Source organism: Tomitella fengzijianii (genome assembly GCF_007559025.1).
GTDB classification, from domain to species: domain Bacteria; phylum Actinomycetota; class Actinomycetes; order Mycobacteriales; family Mycobacteriaceae; genus Tomitella; species Tomitella fengzijianii.
The window spans coordinates 748,021-774,175 of the sequence record NZ_CP041765.1 but is presented as its reverse complement, the minus strand read 5'-3'; the positions used below and the strand labels follow the sequence as shown (position 1 = coordinate 774,175).

The window sequence follows — 26,155 nt, the reverse complement described above, 5'->3', positions numbered from 1 at the left end:
CGGCAGGCTCACATTCTGAAGACACCGAAGTTGCCGGTGCCCTCGATCGGTGCGGACGCGATGGCGGACAGGCACATCCCCAACACCGTCCGGGTGTCGCGCGGGTCGATGATGCCGTCGTCGAACACGCGGCCGGACAGGAACATCGGCAGCGACTCGGCCTCGATCTGGGCCTCCACCATCGCGCGCATCCCGGCGTCGGCCTCCTCGTCGAAGGGACGTCCCTTCGCCTCGGCGCTCGCGCGGCTGACGATGGAGATGACCCCTGCGAGCTGGGCGGGACCCATCACCGCGGATTTGGCGCTGGGCCAGGCGAACAGGAATCGCGGGTCGTACGCCCTGCCGCACATGCCGTAGTGGCCCGCGCCGTAGGAGGCGCCGATCAGCAGGGAGAGGTGCGGCACCGTCGAATTGGACACCGCGTTGATCATCATCGCCCCGTGCTTGATGATGCCGCCCTGCTCGTACTCCGCCCCCACCATGTAGCCGGTGGTGTTGTGCAGGAACAGCAGCGGGGTGTCCGCCCGGTTGGCCAGCTGGATGAACTGCGCGGCCTTCTGCGCCTCCTCGGAGAACAGCACGCCGCGCGCGTTGGCGAGGATCCCGACGGGATAGCCGTGCAACCGCGCCCATCCGGTGACCAGCGACGACCCGTAGAGCGCCTTGAACTCGTCGAACTCGGACCCGTCGACGATGCGCGCGATGACCTCGCGCGGATCGAACGGCACCTTGAGATCCTCCGGCACGATGCCCAGGAGCTGCTCCGCGTCGTACAGCGGCGCGGGCGCCTGTCCGCCGGGGCCGAGCAGGGGCGCGGGCCCCTTCTTGTGCCAGTTCAGCCGCTTGACGATGGACCGGCCGATGCGGATGGCGTCGTACTCGTCCTGCGCGAAGTAGTCGGCCAGCCCGGACGTGCGGGCGTGCATCTCCGCGCCGCCCAGGGACTCGTCGTCCGAGACCTCCCCCGTGGCCATCTTGACCAGCGGCGGTCCGCCGAGGAACACCTTGGAGCGGTCCTTGACCATCACCACGTGGTCGGACATGCCGGGGATGTATGCGCCACCGGCAGTGGAGTTGCCGAACACCAGTGCCACGGTGGGTATCCCGGAGGCCGACGCGCGAGTGAGGTCGCGGAACATCCGCCCGCCGGGGATGAACACCTCCTTCTGCGTCGGCAGGTCGGCGCCGGCCGATTCCACCAGCGAGATGACCGGCAGCCTGTTCTGCTGGACGATCTCGTTGATGCGGAAGGACTTCTTGATGGTCCACGGGTTCGACGCGCCGCCACGGCTGGTGGGGTCGTTGGCGACGATCATGCACTCGACGCCCTCGACCACGCCGATCCCGGTGACCACGTTGGCGCCCACGGGAAAGTCGGTCCCCCAGGCTGCGAGCGTGCACAACTCGAGGAACGGCGAGTCCTCGTCGATGAGCAACTCGATGCGTTCACGGGCGAGCAGCTTGCCGCGGCGCCGGTGCCGCTCGACGTACTTCTCCCCGCCGCCGGCGAGCGCCTTGTCCACCTCGGCGCCGATCTCGTCGAGCTTGCGCCCCATGGCCTCGGCCGCGGCGCGGTACTCCTCCGACCCCGTGTCGAGGAGAGTCTTCAACGTGCTCATCCCTGGAACCCCAATCGCTTCGCCGCCAATCCGGTCAGAATCTCCGTGGTGCCGCCGCCGATGCCGAGGATGCGCATGTCCCGGTACTGGCGCTCCACCTCGCTCTCGCGCATGTACCCCATGCCGCCGAAGAGCTGGACCGCCTTGTGCGCCACCCATTCCCCGGTCTCCACCGCGGTGTTCTTCGCGAAGCAGACCTCGGCCACCAGGTCGTCGTCGCCCGCCGCATACCGGTCGACGACGTGGCGCGTGTAGACCCGGGCCACGTCGATGCGCCGCGCCATCTCGGTGAGCGTGTCCTGCACCGGCTGGCGGGCGATGAGCGGCCTGCCGAACGTCTCCCGGTCGCGGCACCACGCCAGCGTCAGGTCCAGGCAGCGCTGCGCCGCCGAGTACGCCTGCGCGGCCAGCGCCACCCGCTCGGTGACGAAGGCCTGAGCGATCTGCAGGAAGCCGCTGTTCTCCGGGCCCACCAGGTTCTCCGCGGGCACCCGGCAGCCGGTGAACGCCAGCTCGGCCGTGTCGGAGGCCAGCCAGCCCATCTTGTCGAGCCTGCGGGACACCTCGAACCCGGGCGTGCCCTTCTCCACCACCAGCAGCGAAACGCCGCCCGCACCCCGGCCGCCGGGCTCGCCGGGGTCGCCCGTGCGCACCGCGGCGACGACGAAGTCGGCGCGCACGCCCGAGGTGATGAAGGTCTTGGCGCCGTCCACCACGTAGTGGTCGCCATCGCGGACCGCGCGGGTGCGCAGGTGGCCGACGTCCGAACCGCCCCCGGGCTCGGTGATCGCGAGCGCGCCGATGGCCGTGCCTTCCAGTGCCGGCCGCACCCACCGGTCGATCTGGCCGGGGTCGCCGCCGGCGATCAGGTGCGGCACCGCGATCCCGCAGGTGAACAGGGACGCGAACAGCCCGCCGGAGCACCCGTCGTAGTGCATCTGCTCGCAGATGATCACCGCATCCCGCGGCGACCCGCCCCCGCCGCCCGCAGCCTCCGGGAACGAGGCGCCCAGCAGCCCCAGCGCGCCCGCCGCACGGTGAAGACTCCGCGGCAGCTCGCCCGCCCGCTCCCACTCGTCCTGGTGCGGAAGCACCTCGCGCGCCATGAAGGCGCTCACGGTGCTGCGCAGCGCGGCGGCGTCGGGGCCGTCCCAGTGGTTTCCGGCGCTCCCCCGCAGGTCTCCTGTCACAGTGCCGACTCCTCGACGTCGATTCCGGTGTCCGCGACGGACGCGGGCATGTCGATGCGGCGCGAGCGCAGCCACTCGGCGAGGCCCTTGGCCTGCGGGTCGAATCGCGCGTTGTACGCGACGCCCTGCCCGAGGATGCCCTCGATCACGAAGTTGACCGCCCGCAGGTTCGGCAGGAGCGTGCGCGTGATCGGCAGGCCCTCGGTCTCCGGCAGCATCCCGCGCAGCGCGTCGACGGTGAGCGCGCGCGAGAGCCACCACCACTGCGCGTCGGTGCGGACCCAGACGCCGATGTTGGCGTTGCCGCCCTTGTCGCCGCTGCGGGCCGCGGCCACTGCGCCCAGCGGGACCCTGCGCGTCGGGCCGTCCCCGTCCTCCCCGCCCGCAGGCGGCGCGGGGTCCGGCACCGGTTCCAGCACGCGGGTCTCGCCGGCCGGCGGAATGTCCACCCGTGCGCCGTCCGGCAGCACAGCGACGTGCGGCACCGTCCCGCGGTCGACGTATCCGGCGGCGAACACGCCGTAGGGCGAGGCGACGCCGGGCATCGACGTGAGCGTGGCGCCCGGGTAGCCCGCCAGCGCGAGCTCGACGGCGACGTTGGAGAACGCCCTGCCCACCACGTCCGGGTCCGGGTCCCGCACGGCGCAGGTGAGCAGTGCGCTCGCCTGCTGCTGGGTGGGGGCGTCCGCGCGGTCCACCCGGGCGAGGTCCCAGGTCAGCTCGGCGGGACGGGTCGGCAGCCAAGACTCGAGCTGCCGCCGGGTCAGGTCCGCCTTCGCCGCGATGTCCAGCCCCGTCAGCACGAACGTCATCTCGTTGCGGAACCCGCCGAGCGTGTTGAGCGAGACCTTGAGGTCCGGCGGCGGTGGCTCGCCCTGCACCCCGGTGATGGCGACGCGGTCGGGACCGTCCTGTGCGAGCGCGATCGTGTCCAGCCGCGCCGTGGCGTCCGGGTTCGCGTAGCGCGCGGTCTGGATCTCATACATCAGTTGCGCGGTGACGGTGTCGACGGTGACAGCGCCCGCGGTGCCGCCGTGCTTGGTGATCACCGACGACCCGTCGCGGCGGATTTCGGCGAGGGGGAAGCCCGGCCGCGACATGTCGGGGATCTCGCGGAAGAACGAGAAGTTCCCGCCGGTGGCCTGGGTGCCGCACTCGATGACGTGTCCGGCGACCACGGCCCCGGCGAGCGCGTCGTAATCCGTGCGGCGCCAGCCGAAGTGGGCGGCCGCAGGACCGACGATCACCGACGCGTCCGTGACCCGCCCCGTCACGACGACGTCCGCGCCGGAGCGCAGCGCCTCGACTATGCCCCACGCCCCCAGGTACGCGTTGGCAGTGAGGGGCTCGCCCAGTCCCAGCTCGGCGGCCCGCGGCGCCAGGTCGTCGCCCTCGACGTGCGCGACCGTCGCAGGCAGGCCCAGCTCCGCCGCCAGCTCGCGGAGCCGCGCGGCCAGCCCGGCCGGGTTGAGCCCGCCCGCGTTGGCGACGATCCGCACCCCCTTGTCCAGGGCCAGGCCCAGGCAGTCCTCGAGTTGGCGCACGAACGTCTTGGCGTAGCCGAGCTCAGGGTGCTTCATCCGATCGCGGCCGAGGATCAGCATGGTGAGCTCGGCCAGGTAGTCGCCGGTGAGAACGTCCAGCTCGCCGCCCTCGAGCATCTCGCGCATGGCCGAGATGCGGTCGCCGTAGAAGCCGGAGCAGTTGCCGACGCGGATCAGGTCCGGGCCGGACGCGAGCGGTGTCATCGGGCCTCCTCCCGCCGCGGCTGCGCGGAGAGCGGAGGACGCCCGCCTCCAGGTGCGCCCGCGAAGGCCTGTGCGATCGTCATCCATCTCCTCGCGTCGTCGCCGTCCGCCGTGACGGCGAGGTCGTCGGGATGCCGCCGCTGGGTGACGAGCAGGCAGAAGTCCAGGGCGGGCCCGGTGATCCGCTGTGCGGCGTCCTCAGGCCCCCACGCCCAGCCGTCGCCGTCGGGGGCGGTGAGCTCCACGCGGAACGGCGTGTCCGGCGGCGGGAGCTCGTGGACGGCGAAGGCGAAGTCGCGCGTGCGGACCCCGATGTGGGCGACGTGCCGCAGCCGGGCCGACGGCGCCCTGGTCACGCCCAGCGCGTCGGCGACGTCCTCGCCGTGGGCCCACGTCTCCATGATCCGGGCCGTCGCCACCGACACGGGACTCATCGGCGGGCCGAACCACGGCACCTTCTCCCCCGTCGGCCTGTCGCGCAGCGCGCTCGTGAGCGCCGACCGGCCCGCGCGCCAGGCCGCCAGCAGCTCCCCGGGGGCCGTCTGCGCCCACCGCTCCGCGCCCACGTCGACGAATCCGGTGGGGTCCGCCCAGGCCGCCGCGACGAGCTCGTGGAATCCGGCCTCGTCGGTCGCGGCCGTCAACGATGCCGCGTCCGTCCAGGCGAGGTGCCCGATCTGATGCGCGATGGTCCAGCCTGCGGCCGGCGTCGGAGTGGACCACCCCCCGGGTTCCAGGCCCGCGACGAGCGCGTCGAGCGCCTCGCCCTCCGCGTCGAGGTCCGCCAGGACCGGTTCGAGATCAACCACGTGCCCAGCGTCACACAGCATCGGCGAACAATCAAGCATGAATGATTGTTTTTGGGTGCGGCGGGAGCGGGCTGACGCGCCGATCCAGCATTCCAGGTCACTTTCTCCACGAACTCGTGCCCTGGTTGCTGGAATCACGCCGCCCAGCCGCCCACCGCCGCGTCGCGCCGAACCCTTGCCGTCACTCACGGACGAAGAGTACCGTTTATTTCATGCCCATTTAATATTATCGACGGACGGAGCTCCTCATGTCCCGAATCCATTCGCACCGCACGATGAAACACCGCACAGGGGCCGGCGTCGCGGGCCTCACCCTGGCCGGCGCCTACGTTCTGGCCGTACCGGCGCTGGCCGGCGCCGCCCCCGCCCTGCCCGACGAGTGCACAAGCGACGGGGACGGCACGGTCACCTGCACCTACACCTTCACCGGCGGCGAGCAGACCTTCGCGGTCCCCGACGGCATCGCGAACGTCGACGTCACCGCGATCGGCGGTCACGGAATGTCCGGCTGGAGAGGCGGCGCCGGGGGCCGTGGTGCGCGGGTGTCCGGAATCATCGACACCGCGCAGGTGGAGACGCTATACATCGAGGTCGGCGGGGACGGCGGCCACGGGAATCAGACGGCTGGAGGCTGGAACGGCGGAGGCGACGGCGGCTACGACGGCGGGGGCGGTGGCGGGGCGACGGACGTCCGTACCGTCAGCCGCACGGAATCGGATTCCGGCACCCTCGGTTCGCGGGTCATCATCGCGGCGGGTGGCGGAGGCGGCGGCGCCTGCGTCCACTCCGGCCCCGGCGGCGACGCCGGGCACGGCGCCCCCGGTGGCGGCGGCGCCGGTACTGAATCCGCGGGCGGCGCAGGCGGCTCCGCCGCAGCGTCCCCCGGAACGCGAGGGGCCGGCGGCGTCGGCGACTACGGATCCTACTGCGACGGCGGCGGCGGTGGCGGCGGCGGACTGTTCGGTGGTGGCGGCGGCGGCGAAAGCGCCGGCGGCGGCGGCGGTTCCTCACTGGTCCCCACCGGTGGCAACGCCCCTGCACCGACCGATGACGCCGCCTCGGTCACCATCGTCTACTCCACGGACGACTGCACCGGATCCTTGTGCACGCTGTTCGGCAGCCTCAGCGATTCACTCGGAACGTAAGCCCCCGGAGCGTCCGGAATCACGAAGGCCTGGAGTCGGCAGTACGCCGCCGCCCGAGGGCTACAGCCGCGCCATCCCCAGCAGCGCCGCGAAGCCCAGCACGGTCTTCGGCTCGTACGCCGAGCGCCACAGCCCGCCGTGCGCCGCCTGATCCGCGAACAGGTGCTCGGGGTGCGGACGCGCGCCGGCGGCGTGGTTGAGGTCGTGGGCCAGCAGTGCCGCCATGAGCACCCGCGTGGTGTCCGCGGCGAATATCTCCACGCCGAACCGCCGCGCCCCCTTGTACGCCGCCGCCAGCACCCGGTTCTTCGTCACCGACCGGGTCCACGACGCGGGCGCCACGTTGAACGACACCGCGTGCCCGGCGCGCTCGGCGCTGATCCCGCGCCAGCGCTGCAGCCGCTTGGCCATCGCGTAGCTGGGGCCCTGCTGCGGCACGAGGATGTCCGCCACCGCGGTGCCGTCCTCGTGCACGGACCGGTACGAGGGCTCGAACAGCGCGCCGCGACCCGCCAAGCGCAGCGGCGCCTGCAGGTAGCGCTTGGCGTCGCGGCCGTCCCAGGCGCCGTGGCCCGCCGCCACCACCTCGGGCGGCACGACGAACGCGTCCGTCGGCGTCTGCAGATAGGCGAGCGCGGTCGAAGGATGCGCCGCCAGGAGCCGCTCGATGATCAGGTCGGTGGCCATGCTGATGCGCACGTGTGCGCCCCGGTCCGCGTAGGCGTACATGCCGAAGACCAGACGCGATCCCGCCGCGTCGCCCGCGCCCGCGTGCCCGTCCAGCCAGGCCGCCGCCACCGCCGGCGCGCCGACGATGTCCAGGCCCGGGGTGCCGTCCGCATCCACCGGGAAGCGGACGCGCCCCGTACCCTCCTCCGCCATTCGCACGATGCGGTCCCACACGCGCTCGGCGGGCAGGTCGACTGCGAGGATGTCCGCGCCCCACCGGGCGAAGGGTTCGAGCGGGCTCAGCTCGCCGCCCGCGCCCATCATCGCGATGGTGCGGCCGGGCAGCGAGAGCCACTGCGGGTTCTCCACCACCCGCGTGATCGCCAGTGCGAACGAGGGCTCGACGACCCCCGCCGCCACCCACCGGCCGAGCTGCGCGACGAGCGCGTCGCCCTCGAGGACACCGCCGCGGTACGGCACGCGCAACGTCGGCTCCGGCTCCGCGGCCCCGATGACCTGCCCGGTCGCGGGAGCCGGCACCGACCAGTCCTCCTCGCCCACCTGGTCGAGCGGAACCGCGCCGGTGGCGGACTCCCAGACCAGTTCCCGCCGCGCGCGGGCGGTTCCCGCGTCCGCGATGGCCCAGGCCATGTCCGCGTCGCGCGCCGAATGGGAGGTCAGCTCCGCCATGAGCGGCGCATAGTCCGTGCGCCAGTCGCGGCTGCCCGCCACGCGCGCCGCGAGGTCGTCCGACGCGGCGGCCGCGGCCGCCGCGAGCACCGACCGCATCGGCGAGGTCGTCGGGCGCGCCTCCCCGGCGCGGGCGAACTCCACCCCCGCCGCGGGTGCCGTGGCAGATGCCTCCGTGCAGTGTGCGCCCGCGGTGGCGGCCGTTTCGCTCATCAGGGTCCTTCCGGTTCGGGGGTCGCGAATCCGGCGGCCCTCCCCCGATCTATACCGGCCGAAAACCGTACGGGCGAGTACAGGGCTACGGCCGGTGCTTGCCGCGCGCGGCGTCGGCGCCGACAATCGAGAAGAGGCGGAGGGACGACCGGAGGAACGCGGATCCTCGATCGGAGGAGCGGACCCATGACCGAGCGCAAGCCGGCGGGTACGACGGTCGAATCGTGGGTGGAGCGGCAGATCCGCGTCGCGACCGAGCGCGGCGACCTCGACGGCCTGCCGGGGACCGGCAAGCCCATCCCCCCGTCGCGCACGGACGACGACATGGGCTGGGTACGCCGCAAACTCGAGGAGGAGGGCCTGTCCACCGACGCGCTGCTGCCGATCTCTCTGCAGCTGCGCCGGGAGGTCGACGAGCTCCCCCGCACCGTCGCGGACATCGACCCGCGCACACCCGGCGCGGAGAACGAGGTGCGCGCCCACGTCGCCGAGCTCAACCGGCGCATCGCGGAATGGATGCGCGCCCCGTCCCCGCCGATGCTGCCGATCGGCCTGGTGGACGCAGACAGTGCGGTGGCGCGGTGGCGCGGTGGCCCCGGGGCCGCCGATCCCGCCGACCCTGGTCCTGCCGCTCCTGTTCCACCCGCCGCGCGGACCGCCCGCCCGGCACGCAAGGAAGCGAGAACTGCAGAAGTGTCCGATGATCCCTGCACTGGCGGCACCGCCGCGCCCGCACCCCGGGTCACCGTGTACTGGCGCCCCGGTTGCGTTTTCTGTCAGCGCCTGCGGGCCATCCTGTGGGCCCGGCGGCTGCGGCCCGCGATGATCAACATCCGGGACGACGCCCGGGCCGCCGCCTTCGTCCGGTCCGTCGCCGACGGCAACGAGACCGTCCCCACCGTGGTGATCGACGGGGTCGCGCACGTCAACCCGGCACCCAGATCGGTGGTGGCCGCGCTACGGCCGGGCTGACGAGGCCCCTCAGCGGCAGCATGGCCGGGGCCGGCGAACGTCACCGGTTGATGTCGATGACCACGCGACCGCGCGTCCGGCCCGCCAGAATGTCCTCCGCGAGCCGCGGGATGTCCGCGAATCCCCGCGCGGTGGTCAGCTGCGCCAGCAGGTCCTGCGGGAGGTCCGCGCCCAGCCTCTTCCACGCCTCGGCGCGCACGTCGGTGGGGCACTGCACCGAATCGACGCCCAGCAGGGACACCCCGCGCAGGATGAACGGCAGCACGGTCGCCGGCAGGTCGTTACCGCCGGCGAGCCCGCAGGCGGCGACCGAACCCCGGTAACCGATCTGCGAGAGCACCGACACCAGCGTGGTGCTGCCCACCGTGTCCACCGCGTGCGCCCACCGCTCCTTCTGCAACGGTCGGCCCGGCTCGGACAGTTCCGCGCGGTCCACGAACGACGACGCGCCCAGGTCGCCGAGGTACGCGCGGGACTCGGGGCGGCCCGTCGCGGCGACCACCTCGTAGCCGAGCTTCGCGAGCACCGCGACGGCCACGCTGCCCACACCGCCCGAAGCGCCGGTGACCAGCACCGGACCCTGGCCGGGAGTCATTCCCGAACCCTCGAGTTCGAGCACGCAGAGCATGGCGGTCAGTCCAGCGGTCCCGATCGCCATCGACTGCTCCGCGGTGAGGGCGTCGGGCCTGGCGACCAGCCACTCCCCGCGCACACGCTGGCGGGTGGTGAAGCCGCCCGGGTGGGTCTCGGACAGCCCCCACCCGGTGAGCACCACCTCGTCGCCCGGCTTCCACTGCGGCGACCCCGAGGCGGACACCGTGCCGGCCAGGTCGATCCCGCACACCATCGGCAGCCTGCGCGCGATCGGCCCCTTGCCCGTCACCGCCAGCCCGTCCTTGAAGTTCAACGACGAGTACGCGACATCCACCGTCACGTCGCCCTCGGGCAGGTCGGCATCGGTCAGCCGCCGCAGCCGCGCGGGCTTGCCCTTCTCCTCGACGACGTACGCAGGATAGGTGTCGTCCGCGCTCATGTGGCTACTCCCGTCTGTGCGGCCGCTGTGACCGTGCTCGCCGTCCAGACTGCCACGCGGGCGCCCGCCACCGCGGGGCCGCGCCGTTCCCGGGCCGCGCTTTCCGCGCCGGGCCGTTCTATTCCGCCGAACCGAACGACGGCGCGGGCGGGTTCCCGTCGAACAGCGACCGCACGAACGGCGTGCTGTCCGGCAGCGACGCCGCCATGGTGCCGCTGTGGTCGGTGGGGTACGCGCGGAAGGTGAGCGGCTGACCGTTGCGCCGCAGGGTCTCCGCGTAGATCAGCGTCGACGGCATGATGATGTCGGTGTCCTTCAGCCCCTGGCCGATGAAGAACGGCTGGCCGAAGCCGTCCTCCGGCATCTTCATGTAGTCGAACAGCACCCGGTGGAAGTCCGGCAGCGACGACAACGGCGCGGTGAACAGCGAACCGAGGACGGTCCCGGCCGCGGTCTGCTCGAAGTCGTGGAGGCACTGCACCTTGGCCTGCTCCAGCAGCGCGCGGCCCTGGTCGGTGAGCACGGAGGGGATGTCCAAGTCGGGGTGCGCGGTGTCGAGGCCCGCAAGAATGTAGAGGCCGTACGCGGTCATGCCCTTCGGCAGGGCGATCGGCGGCATGCCGGGGCCGGCGATCGCGACGATGTTCTCGATGTACGCCGGCACGCCCGTGCCGACGGCGCCCCGGTAGTCCAGGTCCGGCCCGCCGTACTCGTCGGCGTAGCGCGCTGTGGTGATGGCCGCGCCGCCGCCCTGCGACTGGCCGATCACCACCCACTCGCGCGACAGGTCCGCCCCGGCGACGTTGCGCCCCGCGGTGACCATGTCGACGACGTTGTGCGCCTCCACCTTGCCGTCCAGGTAGGGCATGCCGCCGGGCGTGCCGAGGCCCGCGTAATCGGTGGCGACCACCGCGTAGCCCTGGCCCATCCAGTGCGCCAGGTAGTCCAGGTCGCGCTGGGACCATCCGGTGCCGGACGGCGCGCAGGAATCGCCGAGGCCCGTGGTGCCGTGCGCCCACGAGACCACCGGCCAGCCGCCCTCCGGCGCCTGGCCCTGCGGCACGTACACCATGCCGGTGCTGACTGCGGGCTTCTCCCCGGACGTCGTGGTGCGGTACTCGACCTTCCAGGCCCGCGCCGTGCCGGGGATCCACAGCGTTCCGCCCGCGGCGGACGGGTCGATTTCGACGGGGTTGGACAGGAGCGCGCCCGGCGCGAGCTGTGCGATCGCCTCTGCCTGCGCGATCGCCTCTGCCTGCGCGGCCGCCGGCGTCGGCGCGGCGGACACCGTGGGGGCCAGGGTGAATGCACCGACGGCGGCAAGCGCCGCGCCCGCCGCCGCGAGACGCCGCCTTCGGCCGCCCGACGCGCGGGTAGGCGGCGCTTGGTCACGGCCTCGTACAGTCAGGTCTCGTACAGTCAGGTCTCGTACAGCCAGGTCTCGTACGGTCACTGCGCGCCTCGCCTTCTTCCCACTCCGGATCGGCGCAAACTATACACCCGTCTATGACCCGGACCACAGCATCGGCCGCGCCGCGCGGACCGCGATCAGCGCGTAGGCGACGGCGCAGCAGATCACCGTGAGCACCATCGCCACACCGACACCGGGCGACGCCCCTTCCACGCCGGACCCCGCGAAAATGTCCCCGGGCGCACCGCGCAACCGCGCCGTGACGGTCTCCGCGAGCGCGGCCGGCGCGGACGTCACGAACAGCACCGCCGCCGCGAGCACCGCGGGCCGGGCGCGGCATCCGATTCCGGCGGAGCCGCCCGGCCACGGAACCGCCGGCGACGGCGAGCCGGGCCCCGCCGGGCGCAGGACGACGCACGACGCCAGCAGGTACGACCCGCCGACCGCCGTCACGAGCAGCCGGAACACGACGAGCGTCTGCAGATCGCCGAACGTGACCACGCCGAAGATGCCGACCACGGCGAGCACCGCGAAGCCGAGACCCACCGACGGCCACCGCACCCCCGCGACCGCCGCCGCGACGCCGAGGACCACGAACGCGACCACGACCGGCATCCCGAGGATCATCGTGCCCGTGGCCTCCGCCACGAGCGGCGCTGCCACCACCGTCGTCGCCAGCGCGGCCGGCACCGTCCCGCCGTCATCGCCCAGAAGCAGGCCGCATAGCCCGAACAGCGCCACTGTCAGCGCCAGACCCGCGCCCAATACACCCCACCCGTCTGTGGAGCGGGCGAGCAGGTAGAGGCCGTAGCCGCCCGCCACCAGCAGCACCACCGCGCCGGTCCGCACCGCCGCGCCGCGCCGCGCACCCGGACGCTCCTGCGCTGTCGCGCGGGCGGTCCCGACGCCTCCCTGTCCGGGCCGCAGCGCTTCCACCAGCGCGGCGGCGAGGATCAGCACGCCCGCGACCGCGAGCGGCAACCACCACGAGCCGGACTCCGCGGCGCCTCCGCTGGAGAAGTACGCCGACGATCCGCCGCTGAACGTGTCCATCGCCCAGGTCACCGCCGCCGGCCGCGCGAGCACGCAGGCCACCGCGGCGCCGCCGACCAGGACTGGCAGGGCCCACCGCCGGCCCGCCGACGCCTGCGCAGACGCGCCGAGGAGCACACCGGCCGCCACCGCGAGGCCCACGCCCGTCGCCGCGTCGGCGCCGGGCGTCACGACGTCGCGGTCGGCCGCGAGCAGCACGGCGAGGAGCACGACCCCGGCCAGCGCGACCGACCAGGAGGTGACCCGCCAGGGCACGGACCGGGACCGCGCACCGCCCCCGCCGCCGACTCCGGAACGCCGCTCCCTGAGCTCGAGCATCGCGCAGACCCCCACCGCGACAAGGACCCCGATGCCGGGAGCCAGGTGCTGCAGCCATTCCCACGGCGCGCGGACGATCTCGCCGTCCGCTCCCGGGACGCCGTCTGCGACGAACGCGAAGTTCACCCGCCTCGGCGCATGCGGGAACTCGGCCCCCGCCAGCACGAATCCGGCCAGCAGCGCGCTCGCCAGGGCCGCACCCGCGACCGCCCCGTTACGCACCGGGCCGCCTCCCCCGGCCCTGTCCCGGCCGGTCGCGAAGCGCGCACCCCGACCGCCGGAATCATGTTGCGTCCCAGAATCTTGCGGGTCGACTGCGCCGTCGCCCTCCGAATCGCGCCCGTTCACAGCCGATACGGTAGCGGACGCCCGCTCCGCGCCGACGCGGTTCCGCGGACGCCCGCCCGATGCCCGCGGCGGTCAGCGGGCGCGGGCGGTCACCAGCCACGCCGCCGAGCCCAGGTGGACGCCGTCGGACCCGGCGTGTTCGGCCAGTTGCCCGCGGATGCGTTTGGCCACGGCCTCGACCTCCGCAGCCGGTTGCGGTTCCAGCAGCAGGCGCGCCATCGGGCCCGAGAGGTAGTGCGCGAGCACCTGGTCGGGATCGTCGCCCACCCGCAACTCCTGCTCGATGGGCTCGAATCCCACATCGCCGAACCCCGTGCCTTCCAGCAGTTCCCGGACGTCGTCCGGCTCCGCCATGCTGAACGGCGGCTGCGGCGTGTCCCGCGGAAGCGCCTCGGGGAAGGCGGCGACGATGGCGCGCATCGGCAGGGAGATGTGCGGATTGCGGCGGGCGGACTGCCAGCACACGAACGCCAGCGTGCCGCCCGGGCGCAGTGCCCGCGCGAACCCGCGGAACGCGGCGTGCGGATCGTCGAAGAACATCACGCCGAAGCGGCTGATCACGGCGTCGAACGTGGCCGGCGCGAAGGGGTGCGTCTGCGCGTCTCCCTGCACGAAGTCCACGCCCCCGGCCCCCTGCGCCGTCGCCAGCTCGCGGGCACGGGCGAGCATCGCCGAGGAAAGGTCCAGCCCCATCACCGGGGCCGCCCCGCGCTCGGCGGCCGCCCGCGTCGTGGCCCCGCAGCCGCACCCCACGTCGAGCACCGCCGTGCCCGCGTCGACGCCGGCCGCGTCGAGCAGGGGCGCGACGAACGGCCGCAGCACCGCGTCCTGGTGTTCCTGCTCTCGCACCCAGAACGCGCCGTGCTCCCCGTCCCAGTCCAGCGCGCCCGCCCCGCCCGCAGCTCCTGCAGCTCCCGAAGCTCCTGCACCTTCGTCCATCTCGCGCACCCCGTCTCCTGTATCGGCCCGTCGCCCCCATGATCGCCGACGGGACCTCCGTCCGGTACCCGCTCGCGCGATCCGTTGACGCGGCCGCCCGTCAGTCCCGCGGCAGGCCCAGCATCCGCTCGGCGATCACGTTGAGCTGCACCTCGGTGGTGCCGCCGTAGATGGTGGTGGCCCGCCCCGCGATCAACTGCTCGATCGCCTTGTCGCTGGGCATGCCCGGCACCGTCACCGCTCCGGCCGGTCCGAGCTGCGCCACCACGTACTCGGCGATCGACTGGCCCAGCCCCATCGCGAGCAGCTTGCCCACACTCGACGTGGTGCTCACGTCCGCGCCGGAGAGCTGTCCCAGGACCGCGCGCACGCCCAGCAGGTCCACCGCCTGGCTCTCGGCCACCAGCTCACCGAGTTCGTGGCGGCCCACCGGGGTGAGCGTGCGGCCGCGCGCGAAGGCCAGCAGATCGGCGTCGGTGGCGTAGGCCTCCATCTTCTGACTCAGCGCCACACGTTCGCCGGCGAGGGTCGTGCGCGCGACGTGCCAGCCGTCGTCCACCGCCCCCACCACGTCCGAGTCCGGGATGAACACGCGATCCAGGAACACTTCGTTGAACAGCGCTGAGCCGGTCATCTCGCGCAGCGGCCGCACCGTCACACCGGGTGCGGACATGTCGAGCACGAAGTAGGTGATGCCCTCGTGCTTGGGCGCCGACGGGTCCGTCCGTGCGATGAGCATGGCCCACTGCGCGAACTGGGCGACGGTGGTCCAGATCTTCTGGCCGGTGATCTCCCAGCCGCCGTCGACCCGCACCGCCCGGGTGGTCAGGGACGCCAGGTCGGAACCGGCGCCCGGCTCGCTGAACAGCTGGCACCACACCACTTCCCCGCGCAGCGTCGGCACGACCAGCTCGCGCTTCTGCCGCTCGGTGCCGTGCGCGACGATCGCCTGGACGGCCCAGCCGCCCATGAGCAGCTGCGGCATGGCGATGCCCGCCGTACCGATCTCCTCGGCGATGACGACCTGTTCGAGGGGCCCCGACCCGCGCCCGTACGGCCGCGGCAGGTGCGGCTGCACCCAACCGCCGTCGCCGAGCGCGACGAGCTGCTCGTCCTCGTCGTCGATCGCGGCGATCTCCCGCAACGCGGCGGCGATGGGCCCGCGCAGAGCGTCGGCCTCGGCCGGAAGCTCCAGCGCGCACTCGCGGCGGGTCCCGGCCAGCGCGGCCGCGGCCACCCGGCCCGCGCGTTCCTCGCGGGTGCCCAGGACGCCGCGGATCGCCAGCGCCCGTCGGTAGTACAGGTGCGCGTCGTGCTCCCAGGTGAAGCCGATGCCCCCGTGGACCTGGATGCACTGCTGCGCCACCGCCACCGCCGCATCGGGCACCACGGTGGCGGCGATGTCGGCGGCGAAGACGGCATCGGCGTCGCCGCCGTCGAGCGCGCGGGCGGCGTCCCACAGCGTCGCGCGGGCCTTCTCCAGCGCGATGCCCATCCGCGCGCAGGTGTGCTTGACCGCCTGGAACTTCCCGATGGGGCGCCCGAACTGTTCCCGCGTCATGGCGTACCCGGACGCCGTGGACACGCACCACGACAGCACGCCCAGCGCCTCGGCGCCGAGCACGACCGTCGCGATGGCACGCACTCGGCCCGGAACCGGCGCCGCCAGCACGCGGGACTCCGGCACCCGCAGACCGGCGGCCTCGATCCGCGCCGATCGGCGCAGCAGGTCCACCCCGTCCTGCTCGGTGCGCCGCAGCTGCGGGCCGTCGACCGCGACCCACACCGCATCCCCGGAGTCCTCCCCGACGGCGCCTTCCCTGCCGTCGGTCATCGTCACGGGCACGATCACCACGTCGGCCGCGGCGGCACCGAGCACCGCGTCGAGGGCCCCGTCCAGCACCAGCCCGTCCGCGTCGCGGCGGCCCGTGATCCCTGCGGCCCCCGCGACGGCCGGCCCCAGCGCCACCGCGCCCGTGCGTTCCCCCGAGATCAGGCCCGGCAGCAGGTCTATCCCCGCCTTGTCGTCGGCGGCGGCGAGCACCGCCGACGCCAGCACCGTGGGGATGTACGGACCCGGCGCGACGGTGCGCCCGAGCGCCTCGATCGCCACTGCGGCCGTGAGCAGCCCGCCCCCGGCGCCTCCGCGCTCCTCGGGCACGTGCAGGCCCAGCAGGTCCAGCTCGGCCAGGTCCCGCCAGTACCGCGGGAACTTCTCCTCCGCGGGGGCCTCCAGCGCCGCCCGCACCCCGTCGGTGGTGATGGTGCGCTCGGCGAAGGCGCGGACCGATTCCGCGAGGTCGGTGTGCTCCTGCGCGAGGCCCAGCCCCAGCTCGTACGCGGCGTGCCTGCGTTCTGCGGCCATCGCGGTCACCCGAGCCTTGCTGCGAGGTCGTCGAGCTCCCACGGGCCGTCCGCCTCGATGGTCGAGACGTCGTGCCAGCCCGCGAGTTCCGAGATGGCGCCGCCCTGCACCGCGAACACCTTGCCTGTCAGAGAGCACTTCTGCGACGCCAGGTGCGCGACGACCGGGGAGATGTTGGCGGGGTCGAACGCGTCGAATTCGCCGGCGGGCACCTCCTGGGCGAACAGCGCGCCCATGCCCGGCGTCGCCAGCGTCAGCCGCGTGCGCGCGATGGGCGCGATCGCGTTGACGCGCACCCCGTAGCGGTCCAGCTCGTCGGCCGCGACCAGCGTGAGGGCGGCGATTCCGGCCTTCGCCGCGCCGTAGTTCGCCTGCCCCGCGTTGGGCATGAACGTCCCCGACGCGGACGCGGTGTTGACGACCGCCGCGTCCACGGGCTCGCCCGCCTTCGTCTGCTTCTTCCAATAGGCGGCCGCGTGGTGCAGCATGCCGGCGTGCCCTTTGAGGTGCACGGCCAGCACCGCGTCCCACTGATCCTCGTCCATTCCCGCGATGAACGCGTCGCGCAGGATCCCGGCGTTGTTGACGAGGATGTCGAGCCGGCCGAACTCGTCGACCGCCTGGTCGACCGCCGCCGCCGCGTCCGCCCACGAGACGACGCTGCCCGCGTTCGCCACGGCCTGCCCGCCCGCGGCCCGGATCTCGTCGACCACCTGCTGCGCCGGCCCCGCGTCGGCCCCCGAGCCGTCGTTGGCGCCGCCGACGTCGTTGACGACGACCCGCGCCCCCTCGCGGGCGAACAGCAGCGCGTGCTCGCGGCCGATGCCGCGGCCCGCGCCGGTGATGACGGCTACCCGTCCTTCAAGGATTCCCATGTGCAGTACTCCCTTGCGATGTCGTGATGGAGGGCGGCACCCCGCCCGGATCCGATAGGGACGGGTCAGGCGTCGGCGATGACGGCGAGCCCGTCCGTGATGACCGTGGTGGCGGTCTCGCCCGCGCCGCCCGGCACGACGGTCTCGTACGAATACGCGGTCTCCCCGGCGTCCGCGAGGTCCGGGGCCGCGCGCCAGAACCGGGTGTCGATGGTCTGGCCGGGAAGTACTGGGCGCGCGAACCGCACCGCGAGGCGCCGCAGCCGCGCGGTGTCCGCGCCGGCGAGCTCGATGAGCGCGGCCCACGAGGTGAAGGCCATGGTGCACAGGCCGTGGTTGATGATCCCCGGAAGGCCCGCCATCTGCGCGATCTCGTCGTCGAGATGGATCGGCATGGGGTCGCCGGAGGCCGGTGAGTACCGAAAGGTCTGGTCGTCGTCGATGCGCTGACGCACCTCCGCGGCCGGTGCGGCCGCGCGCAGCGCCGGGTCGAGCGGGTGCGGCGGCGCCTGCTCCCCCTCTCCCGGGCCCGCGTCGACCCCGCGGAAGAACGCGGTGAGCCACTGCTCGCCCACGAGTTCCCCGGCCTCGGTGCGCGTTTCGGCGTGCACGACCACGCTGGACCCGCTGCCCCTGCCCGCGTAGCCGACGGGACGGGCGCGCGCGACGAGCGTGTCGCCGGGGACGATCGGCCGGTGGAAGCGGAAGTCCTGCTCGCCGTGGACCAGCTTCATCAGCAGCTCCGGCGGCGCCACCGACAGCGCGGCCGGCGCCATCGACAGGAACACCGGCACCACCGCGAACACCGGCGGAGCGACGCGGCCGGCCCGGTGGGCGTCGATGGGGTCGTTGGTGGCGGCGGCGTACTCGGCGATGCGCTCGGCCGTCACCTCGAAGCGCTCCGGGTCCGTCCACACCCCGAGGCCGGCGCCGTCGAACGCGACCGGCTCTGCAGGGCGCGCCGCCCGTGTGTCCGATGAGGTCACTGCCCGCGCCTCAGCCGAAGATCTCGGCGAAACGCGCCAGCGACGCCTCGAGGTCGCCCTTGGCGTTCTTGGCCACCGATTTGCCGATGGGCCCGACGATCATCGTGCCGGTGAACGACGCGTCGATCACGGCGCGCGACCCTTCCCCGTCGGGCTGGACCTGCAGCGTGAACTGCACCTTCACCCCGGCCATGCCGGTGCCCTCGATGGTGACGGACTGCGGGACGGTCACCTCGGTGACGGTCCACTCGATCTTGTTGGCCATGCCCATCACCGAGACGACCTCGGTGAACTGCGCGCCCACCGCCACCTCCGTGGGCAGCCCGCTCTTCCACGACTGGTGGATGGTCAGCCACTCCTCCCACCGGGACAGGTCCGAGAGCGCGTCCCAGGTCTTCTCCGGCGCGGTGGGCAGGGTGGCGGAGACGGAAACCGATGCCATTGGTGAAGCTCCTTCGCTGTGCGTGCTGTCTTTGATGTACTGCTCTTCGGTGTGCTGCGGATTCCGGCGCGGCGCGCCGCGCCCCGTCAGCGTTCGGCGGGCCGATAGGCGGCGACGACGACCGCGCCGCCGAGGCCGATGTTGTGCTGCAGCGCCACCCCGGACGACGCGGCCGCCGAGGAGACCTGGCGCGCGTCCGCGGCGCCGCGCAGCTGCCAGGTCAGCTCGCTGCATTGGGCCAGGCCGGTGGCGCCCAGCGGGTGTCCCTTGGAGATGAGCCCGCCGGACGGGTTGACCACCCAGCGGCCTCCGTAGGTGGTGTCGTCGGCGTCGACGAGCGCGCCGCCCTCGCCCGCAGCGCACAGCCCCAGCGCCTCGTAGGTGAGGAGCTCGTTGGTGGAGAAGCAGTCGTGCAGCTCGATCACGTCGACGTCGCCAGGGTCGATCCCCGCCTGCTCGTACACCCGCTGCGCGGCCGTGCGGGTCATGTCGGAGCCGACGAGGCTGATCACCGACTGGTCCTCGAACGTGCTGGGAAGATCGGTGACCATCGCCATGCCGACGATCTCGACCGCCTGCCCGGCCAGCCCGTGCCGGTCGACGAAGTCCTCCGACGCGACGACGACCGCACCGGACCCGTCCGAGGTGGGCGAGCACTGCAGCTTGGTCAGCGGCCCGTGGATGGCCCGCGAACCGAGGATCTCGGCCAGTGAGTACTCGTCGCGGAACTGGGCGTGCGGATTGTTCTTGGAGTGCCGGTGGTTCTTCACCGCGATCTTCGCGAACTGCTCAGCGGTGGTGCCGTAGCGCTCGGAGTGCTCGACGCCGGCCGCGCCGAACATGTACGGAGCGGGCGGCATGGCGAACTCCTGCAGCTCGGCGGTGGCCAGCAGGTGCCGCATCATCGGCTGCTCACGGTCGTCGTAGGTGGCGCCCAGCGAGCCCTTCTGCATCTTCTCGAAGCCCAGCGCCAGGGTGCAGTCCGCAAGTCCGCCCGCCACGGCCTGCGCCGCCAGGTACAGCGCGGTGGATCCGGTGGAGCAGTTGTTGTTCACGTTGACGACCGGGATGCCGGTGAGGCCCAGCTCGTAGACCGCCCTCTGGCCGGACGTCGACTCGCCGTAGACGTAGCCGACGTACGCCTGCTCGACCTCCCGGTAGCCGACGCCCGCGTCGGCGAGCGCCGCCGTGCCCGCCTCGCGCGCCATGTCCGGGTAGTCCCATTCACGCGACCCGGGTTTGACGAAGTCCGTCATCCCCACGCCCACCACGAACACCCGCCGACCGCTTCGATTACGCATACCCGGCCCCATCGTCACCGTCCCCTCGGTAGTCTCGGCGCCCTTGAGAGTGTGTGCGACGCCACGTCTCATCAATCTAAGTGAGACATGCTGTCGCGTCAATCACCGGATGGGTACTGTGATCACGTGCCCGACGACCCCAGGAGTGACCACCCGCGCATGACGGAAGAACCCCCCACCGGCGCCGAGCGCCCCGACGGGCGCGCCACACGGTGGGCCGGCCACAAGGCCGAGCGACGTGAACTCATCCTCACCGCCGCGGTGGAGGTCATCGGCGAGTCCGCCGAAGACGTGGGCGTGCAGGCCATCGCCCGGCGTGCCGGGATCCCGCGTTCGGTCGTCTACCGGCACTTCTCCGGACGCGGGGACCTCGACGAGCAGATCCGCGAGCGCATCATCGGGATGCTCCTCGAGACGATCTCCCCCACGCTGACCCCGCGCGGCACCGTCCGGGAGGCCATCGACGACGCCGTCTCCGCCTACCTGCGCTGGATCGTCGAATCGCCCCGGCTGCACCAGTTCCTCGGCGTCGGTTCGGCGTCGCACCGCACCGTGGGATCCCGGGTGGTGACCGGCACGAAGACCGCCATCGCCGTGCGGCTGTCAGACCTGATCGCTGGGGTGCTCGAGGGGCTGGGAAAGCCCACCGACATCGCCGAGACACTGGCCTTCGGCGTCACCGGGCTCGTCGACTCCGCCGTCAATCGGTGGCTGGGCAACCCCGCGTCCACGCTGACGATCGACCGCCTCGGAGAGTTCCTGCGCGTCGCGATCTGGCAGGTGCTCGACGGCACGATGCGCGAAGCGGGCGTGGCGATCGACCCGGACGCGCCCGTCTCGGAGCTGGCGCCCACGGCCTGACGTGCGGCAGTCTGACGTGCTCCGCCCGCGGGCTCGGGGGCGCGCACGGGCGCGGATCACGTACGCACGTGCGTCACGGATGCGCGTGCGTCACGGATGCGCGTGCGTCACAGGCGCAGGACCGACGCCGAGGCGCGGGTGAGGAGCCGGCCGTCGTCGGTGGCGATCCTGGCCTCCACCAGCTCGATCCTGCGTCCCGCGCGCACCACGTTGGCCTCGAGCCTGATATCAGGGCCGGTGACCGCGGGCGAACGCACGAAGTCGGTGCGCAGGTCCAGGACCCGATACCCCTCGCCGGGGTCGGTGGCCGTCTCTGCGGCGAGCCCGCAGATCAGGTCGGCGGCGGCCAGCAGAATGCCGCCCTGGAGAGTGCCCATGCTGTTGGCCATCCACTCCTGCGGGGCGAGGACGGCCGTGATGGTCCCGGTCTCGACGATGCGCACCTCGAGCCCCATGAGCTCGGCCATCGCCCCGCGGGGGATTTCGCCCAGGGCGATGCCCTGCACCACGTCGAGCCCCAGCCGGTCACGCAGGTCCTCCCCCGAAGCGGGCTCGGTGACCGGCGGCAGCTCGGGCGCGCGGGCCCCCGCGCCGTGGTCGAAGTTGCGGTCCACCACCACGCCACGGGCGCTGACGATCGCGCACACCGTCCCGTCCTCGTCGCGCAGCGAACCGGACGCCACGCCGATCCCCGCGTCGGTGTCCAGGTTCTCGATGCGCCCGTACACGGCGACCGTCCCCGCATCGGGCACGGAGCCGGCCGAGGAGACGGTGAGCGACGCGGCGACGGACCGCTTGCCCGACGGCAGCGCCGCGTAGACGGTGCCCGCCACGGCCGTGTCCAGCAGCACCCCCACCGAGCCCAGCGTGGACAGCCCCCGGTGATCGTGGAAGCGGGGGCCCAGCTCCTGCTCGTACACCAGCCCGCCCTGGCCCTGTTCCCGCAGCCGCACGCCCAGCGCGGCGTTGACGGGGTCCAGGAGCGGGGTCTGCCGTGCATCGAAAGTCACATCCCCATTTAAGTCGGCGCGCCGCGCGCGACACGACCCGGGTCGCTCAACTCCGCCGCCCGCCCGCCTGTAGCGTCGAAGGGTCGGGCGCCGCCCGATCGCCGCCGGGCGGAGCCCCCGGGCCGAGACCCTCACAGGGCGCGGTTGATGCTCAATTCCACCAGCGTGCGCGCTGCCGCGCAGGGATCCACCGGCGCCCCGTGAACCCACCAGCCGACCACGCCGGAATCTCCCGCGCGCGCCACCGCACCGCAGGACGAGGCGTCGTCCGGCGCACGCATCACGTACGCCGGGGCCCCCGAGATCCGCACCGTCTCCACGGTGTAGCCGAGCCTCTCGGCCACGGACTTCTCCCGGTCCATCGTGCCGCTCTCGAACCAGTTCAACTGGACGTCCGTGGCCCCGTCGAACGACCGCCATCTGCACACCGCGCCGGAGAAGGTGTCCACCACCGCCTGCACGCCAGCCGTATCCGCGATGACGTCCTCCGGGACCACGGTGCATTCCCTGAGCAGGTTGACGTACTGCTGCTCCGCGGATCCGCCGGACGGCTCCGCCACACTCGCCTCTCCCCGGACGGTCTGCGCGCACCCGGCCGCCAGTACGCAACACGCCAGCAGCCCCGCCACCCGCGCCGGCCTGCGCGGTCGGCGCGCGCGCGGCGGATCCGCCCGCATCGCCGGAGTGTGCCTGCCGATCACTGCGCACGCTCCGCGGTCATCGCTGCGAGCGACGTCGCCGCATCGCACACGCCGCCCTCCGGTGGGCCTGCCGTGTCGGCACCGTAGTCGACGGACCACAGGAAGAAGTCCGCACCGTAATCGACCCCCACCTCGCACAGCGACGGCCCGATCCGGGAGGAGAAGCCGGGGCGGCCGCCGATGGTCACATCGGACACGTCCCGGCCGACGGCGTTGTCGATGGCGCGTTCGCGTCCGATGGGGCTGCCCCGATACCAGGTGAAGCTCACATGCGAACCGACGCCGAGGGTCCCGACGTCCCATTGGCAGCCGACCGTGTCGCGCACCGCGCGCATCGGCTGCGGCATCCCCGTCGCTGCGGCCACCTCGGCGTCGGTCACCGAACCGCACTGCCCCAGATGCGGGCCGGCGGGCCCGGCGGCCGCCCTGGGCGCGCTCGAGGTCGGCATCGGGGATTCGCTACCCGCCGGGCCGGCGGATCCGCCGCACCCCGCCACGATCAGCGCGAGGGACCCCGCAAGCGCACCGAACCAGAGCTGTCGCCTCACCCGGCGAGGCTATCAGTGCCCTCCCGCCGCGGCGCGGAACGAGCCGGAGGCGGGCCGTCCGTATCGGACAGGCCCGCCTCCGGCATCGACGGTGCTTCTCACCGCGCCGCGACGCCCACGGCGTCACTGCACCACTGCTCTACTTCGTCACCAGCTCGCGATCGTTCTCATCGGGCGTCTCCGGGATCTCCTCACCGGAGACGTCCGTCGGCGCGATCTTCTTCCGCGGCAGGAACGCCGCCGGGATCAGCGTCAGTGCGACGATGACGACGCTGACGACGAACGTGTTGCTGAAGGCGTCGGCAGCACCGTTGAGCAGCTGCTGCATCTGCTCGGCGGCGCCCGGCGGCACCGGGCCGCCCGCGGCCTGCTGGCTCTGCATCTTCGCGGAGTCGACGCCGTGGTCGATCATCTGGTTGGTGAGCACCACGGACATGACCGCGGCACCGATCGACGCACCCGTCTGCTGGACGATGTTCATCAGCGTCGAGCCGCGCGCGATGCGGTGGTCCGTCAACGTCGCGAGCGCCGAGGTCATCAGCGGCATCATTGTCCAGCCCATGCCGAGACCCATGACGAACAGCGAACCGCCCGTGTACCAGAACGAGGTGTCGACGCCGGCCTGCGTGAATCCGCCCAGGCCCAGGACGATCAGGGCGATGCCCGGGAGCACCACGAACTTGGGCCCGAACTTGTCCACCAGCTTGCCGCCGATCGGCATCGAGATCATCGCCCCGATGCCCTGCGGCGCCACCAGCAGCCCCGCCATGAGCGTCGACTCCCCGCGGATCTGCATGAAGTAGCTGGGCAGCAGCATCATCGTGCCCATGAACGCGACCACGAACAGGATCAGCGTGACCACGGAGATCGTCAGATTGCGGTCTTTGAACAGCGACAGGTCGATCAGGGCGTTCTTCTTGCGCAGCGCGTACAGCACGAAGACCACCATCAGCACCAGGCCGGCGATGCCGGGGCCCAGCACACGGGTCGCCGCGATCGTGCCTTCCTCAGGAATCGACGAGACGCCGAACAGGAACAGCGCCAGCCCTGGCGAGAGCAGCAGCATGCCGAGGAAGTCGAACTTCTCGCCGGGATGCGTCTCGTCCTTGGGCAGCACCATCACCGCGGCGAGGATCGCCAGCGCACCCACGGGCACGTTGATCAGGAAGATCCAGTGCCAGGAGACGGCGTCGATCAGCCAGCCGCCGAGGATGGGGCCGCCAATCGGGCCCAGCAGCATCGGCACGCCCAGCAGCGCCATGACCCGGCCGATGCGCTGCGGCCCGGCCGCACGGGTCAGGATCGTCATACTCAGCGGCATCAGCATGCCGCCGCCGAGTCCCTGCAGGACGCGGAAGCCGATCAGCGCCTCGAGCGACCACGCGAGGCTGCAGGCCACCGAGCCGATGACGAACAGCACCAGCGCCGTCATGTACAGGCGCTTGGTGCCGAAGCGGTCGGCCGCCCAGCCCGTGAGCGGGATGACGGTGGCGAGGGCCAGCGTGTACGCGGTGACCGACCAGGCGACGTCCGCGTAGGAGGCGTCGAACGCCTCCTGGAACGTCGGGATGGCGACGTTGACGACGGTCATGTCGAGCGCCGCCATGATCGCGCCCAGCACGACCACGCCGGCGACCTTGAGGAGCTTGGCATCGAGCGCGGTCGGATCCTTGGCCGGCTGCTCGACGCCACCGGGCGGCGCTGCCGCGCCCGGGGAGTTCGAAGATGTCATGAGGAGGTCCTGACGTTGTTGAGCGAGCAGGTCGCGCCTGCACGGAGATGTTCGGGGATGGCGTCGAGCGCGGCAGCGATGGCATCCCGCAGGTGCACCGCGACTTCGTCGGGCAGCTCACGGGAGAACGCACGGATGTGGTCCCGCATTCCCTCGCGCTGCAAGTCGGCCAGCCTCTGTCCCTCCGATGTGAGCGAGACGAGCTTGCTCCGGCGATCGTCCGGGTCTTCGCGACGCTCGGCCAGTCCGAGCGTCACCAAACGGTCGACGGTGCGGCCGGCCGTCGCCACCGAAACCTTGAGGCAGTCGGCCACCTCGTTGATCGGCAGTTCGTTGCCGTGCACCGCGAGCATGATCACGACGCGGACCTGCGTCAGAGTGAGGTCCATGCGCACGAACTCGTCGAGCACGTCCGAATCGGAGCCTTTGTGGATCGCACCGATCAACTGGTCGAACACCTCGGCGAGGCCGTCTTCCGATGTTGCAGTCACGGGAAAATACTACCGTCCGTGCGATTGTTTCACCATTGCAATCATTAGGCGGCTCGTCACGTCGGCGACTATTGGTGATCTAGACCACACCACGGCTGTGCGCACCGCACCGCAATGCCGTCTATCGTCGCGGGCATGCCCCGGACGCTGATCCTCATGCGGCACGGCCAGGCCACCTCCCCCGCCGGCACGGCAGACCACGAACGGCCCTTGACGCCCACCGGCGCGGCGCAGGCCGAAGCGGCGGGCCGGTGGTTCGCGGCCGATGGCCGGCGCATCGACACAGTCCTGTGCTCCAGTGCGCTGCGCACCCGCGAAACGTTCCGCGGGGTCTCCCGCGGAGCACGGTGGCGCGACGCGGACTCCGCCTGTACGTCCTCCCCTGCCCTGTACAACGCCGACGCGACCGCGGTTCTCGGCGAGATCGCGCTGGCCTCCGCGTCGACGACCACGCTGCTGGTTATCGGGCACTTCCCCGGGCTACCGGAAGCCGCCCTCGTGCTCGACCCCGCGGGAGCACATTCCGGCCGGGTCCGCCGGGGAATGCCCGTCGGCGCCTACGTGACCATGTCGACGGACTCGCCGTGGGCGGCGCTCCCCGACGCGCTGTGGGGGCCGGCCGCGGACCCGTTCGCCACCATCACGGGAATCCACATGCCGTGACCGGGCCGCCCGCCGGACAGACG

General features: G+C 72.5%; 23 protein-coding genes. 4 read left to right on the top strand and 19 right to left on the bottom strand.

Annotated features, from left to right (window positions below):
• Positions 1–8 precede the first annotated feature (8 nt).
• From FO059_RS03535 to FO059_RS03520, 4 genes are read right to left on the bottom strand one after another with little or no spacing between them, the layout of a single operon-like run.
• Positions 9–1,619, bottom strand: coding sequence for an acyl-CoA carboxylase subunit beta (locus FO059_RS03535; RefSeq protein WP_143906405.1), 1,611 nt, complete (start codon positions 1,617–1,619; stop codon positions 9–11).
• Positions 1,616–2,749, bottom strand: a complete 1,134-nt coding sequence (locus tag FO059_RS03530; RefSeq protein ID WP_372497914.1) for an acyl-CoA dehydrogenase family protein — start codon at positions 2,747–2,749, stop codon at positions 1,616–1,618. Before FO059_RS03530 ends, FO059_RS03535 begins: the two co-directional genes overlap by 4 nt.
• 56 nt (positions 2,750–2,805) lie before the next feature.
• Positions 2,806–4,557 carry an acyclic terpene utilization AtuA family protein gene (locus tag FO059_RS03525; protein ID WP_143906403.1) on the bottom strand — a complete coding sequence of 584 codons (1,752 nt, stop codon included), beginning with the start codon at positions 4,555–4,557 and terminating at the stop codon, positions 2,806–2,808.
• Positions 4,554–5,387: a TIGR03084 family metal-binding protein gene (locus FO059_RS03520; protein WP_143906401.1), complete on the bottom strand. Its 834-nt coding sequence runs from the start codon at positions 5,385–5,387 to the stop codon at positions 4,554–4,556. The genes FO059_RS03525 and FO059_RS03520 overlap by 4 nt, the downstream gene beginning before the upstream one ends.
• Before the next feature lie 254 nt (positions 5,388–5,641).
• Here FO059_RS03520 and FO059_RS03515 point away from each other — a divergent pair, with 254 nt between their 5' ends.
• On the top strand, positions 5,642–6,511 hold the full coding sequence (locus tag FO059_RS03515) for a glycine-rich protein (protein ID WP_199257148.1): 870 nt from the start codon (positions 5,642–5,644) through the stop codon (positions 6,509–6,511).
• Between the two features lie 60 nt (positions 6,512–6,571).
• Here the strand turns inward: FO059_RS03515 and FO059_RS03510 are convergent, their stop codons facing one another.
• Positions 6,572–8,083 (bottom strand): hypothetical protein, encoded by a 1,512-nt coding sequence (locus FO059_RS03510; protein WP_143906396.1) that lies wholly within the window; start codon positions 8,081–8,083, stop codon positions 6,572–6,574.
• Between the two features lie 186 nt (positions 8,084–8,269).
• Here FO059_RS03510 and FO059_RS18625 point away from each other — a divergent pair, with 186 nt between their 5' ends.
• On the top strand, positions 8,270–9,055 hold the full coding sequence (locus tag FO059_RS18625) for a DnaJ family domain-containing protein (RefSeq protein WP_143906394.1): 786 nt from the start codon (positions 8,270–8,272) through the stop codon (positions 9,053–9,055).
• Positions 9,056–9,095: 40 nt separating this feature from the next.
• Here FO059_RS18625 and acuI read toward each other — a convergent pair whose 3' ends face one another.
• The 9 genes from acuI to FO059_RS03460 all read right to left on the bottom strand — a co-directional run bounded on the left by acuI (position 9,096) and on the right by FO059_RS03460 (position 20,126).
• The gene (gene acuI, locus FO059_RS03500) at positions 9,096–10,088 is read right to left on the bottom strand and encodes an acrylyl-CoA reductase (NADPH) (protein ID WP_143906391.1); all 993 of its coding nucleotides are present in this window, start codon (positions 10,086–10,088) and stop codon (positions 9,096–9,098) included.
• Between the two features lie 118 nt (positions 10,089–10,206).
• Positions 10,207–11,376 carry a lipase family protein gene (locus tag FO059_RS03495; protein WP_233267067.1) on the bottom strand — a complete coding sequence of 390 codons (1,170 nt, stop codon included), beginning with the start codon at positions 11,374–11,376 and terminating at the stop codon, positions 10,207–10,209.
• Between the two features lie 216 nt (positions 11,377–11,592).
• Positions 11,593–13,092 (bottom strand): hypothetical protein, encoded by a 1,500-nt coding sequence (locus FO059_RS03490; RefSeq protein ID WP_143906389.1) that lies wholly within the window; start codon positions 13,090–13,092, stop codon positions 11,593–11,595.
• 198 nt (positions 13,093–13,290) lie between these two features.
• Positions 13,291–14,157 carry a class I SAM-dependent methyltransferase gene (locus tag FO059_RS03485; RefSeq protein WP_143906387.1) on the bottom strand — a complete coding sequence of 289 codons (867 nt, stop codon included), beginning with the start codon at positions 14,155–14,157 and terminating at the stop codon, positions 13,291–13,293.
• Between the two features lie 100 nt (positions 14,158–14,257).
• On the bottom strand, positions 14,258–16,522 hold the full coding sequence (locus tag FO059_RS03480; protein WP_143906385.1) for an acyl-CoA dehydrogenase: 2,265 nt from the start codon (positions 16,520–16,522) through the stop codon (positions 14,258–14,260).
• A 5-nt stretch (positions 16,523–16,527) separates the two neighbouring features.
• On the bottom strand, positions 16,528–17,397 hold the full coding sequence (locus FO059_RS03475; RefSeq protein ID WP_143906383.1) for an SDR family oxidoreductase: 870 nt from the start codon (positions 17,395–17,397) through the stop codon (positions 16,528–16,530).
• 65 nt (positions 17,398–17,462) lie between these two features.
• Positions 17,463–18,383, bottom strand: coding sequence for a MaoC/PaaZ C-terminal domain-containing protein (locus tag FO059_RS03470; protein WP_143906381.1), 921 nt, complete (start codon positions 18,381–18,383; stop codon positions 17,463–17,465).
• Between the two features lie 10 nt (positions 18,384–18,393).
• Positions 18,394–18,825, bottom strand: a complete 432-nt coding sequence (locus FO059_RS03465; protein WP_143906379.1) for a type II toxin-antitoxin system Rv0910 family toxin — start codon at positions 18,823–18,825, stop codon at positions 18,394–18,396.
• Between the two features lie 86 nt (positions 18,826–18,911).
• The gene (locus FO059_RS03460) at positions 18,912–20,126 is read right to left on the bottom strand and encodes a lipid-transfer protein (protein WP_143906377.1); all 1,215 of its coding nucleotides are present in this window, start codon (positions 20,124–20,126) and stop codon (positions 18,912–18,914) included.
• Positions 20,127–20,285: 159 nt separating this feature from the next.
• On the opposite strand from FO059_RS03460, the gene FO059_RS03455 reads away from it, so the two are divergent.
• Positions 20,286–20,987: a TetR/AcrR family transcriptional regulator gene (locus FO059_RS03455; RefSeq protein WP_143906375.1), complete on the top strand. Its 702-nt coding sequence runs from the start codon at positions 20,286–20,288 to the stop codon at positions 20,985–20,987.
• Between the two features lie 107 nt (positions 20,988–21,094).
• Here the strand turns inward: FO059_RS03455 and FO059_RS03450 are convergent, their stop codons facing one another.
• The 5 genes from FO059_RS03450 to FO059_RS03430 all read right to left on the bottom strand — a co-directional run bounded on the left by FO059_RS03450 (position 21,095) and on the right by FO059_RS03430 (position 25,469).
• Positions 21,095–21,997, bottom strand: a complete 903-nt coding sequence (locus tag FO059_RS03450; RefSeq protein ID WP_143906373.1) for a PaaI family thioesterase — start codon at positions 21,995–21,997, stop codon at positions 21,095–21,097.
• Between the two features lie 131 nt (positions 21,998–22,128).
• The gene (locus tag FO059_RS03445) at positions 22,129–22,674 is read right to left on the bottom strand and encodes a DUF3558 domain-containing protein (RefSeq protein WP_158726787.1); all 546 of its coding nucleotides are present in this window, start codon (positions 22,672–22,674) and stop codon (positions 22,129–22,131) included.
• Between the two features lie 20 nt (positions 22,675–22,694).
• Positions 22,695–23,195 carry a DUF3558 domain-containing protein gene (locus FO059_RS03440; protein WP_268968816.1) on the bottom strand — a complete coding sequence of 167 codons (501 nt, stop codon included), beginning with the start codon at positions 23,193–23,195 and terminating at the stop codon, positions 22,695–22,697.
• Positions 23,196–23,385: 190 nt separating this feature from the next.
• Entirely contained in the window at positions 23,386–24,978 is a 1,593-nt protein-coding gene (locus tag FO059_RS03435; protein ID WP_143906367.1) for a DHA2 family efflux MFS transporter permease subunit, read from the bottom strand.
• Positions 24,975–25,469, bottom strand: a complete 495-nt coding sequence (locus tag FO059_RS03430; protein WP_143906365.1) for a MarR family winged helix-turn-helix transcriptional regulator — start codon at positions 25,467–25,469, stop codon at positions 24,975–24,977. The genes FO059_RS03435 and FO059_RS03430 overlap by 4 nt, the downstream gene beginning before the upstream one ends.
• Before the next feature lie 135 nt (positions 25,470–25,604).
• On the opposite strand from FO059_RS03430, the gene FO059_RS03425 reads away from it, so the two are divergent.
• Positions 25,605–26,132 carry a SixA phosphatase family protein gene (locus tag FO059_RS03425; RefSeq protein WP_158726788.1) on the top strand — a complete coding sequence of 176 codons (528 nt, stop codon included), beginning with the start codon at positions 25,605–25,607 and terminating at the stop codon, positions 26,130–26,132.
• Positions 26,133–26,155: the final 23 nt, after the last annotated feature.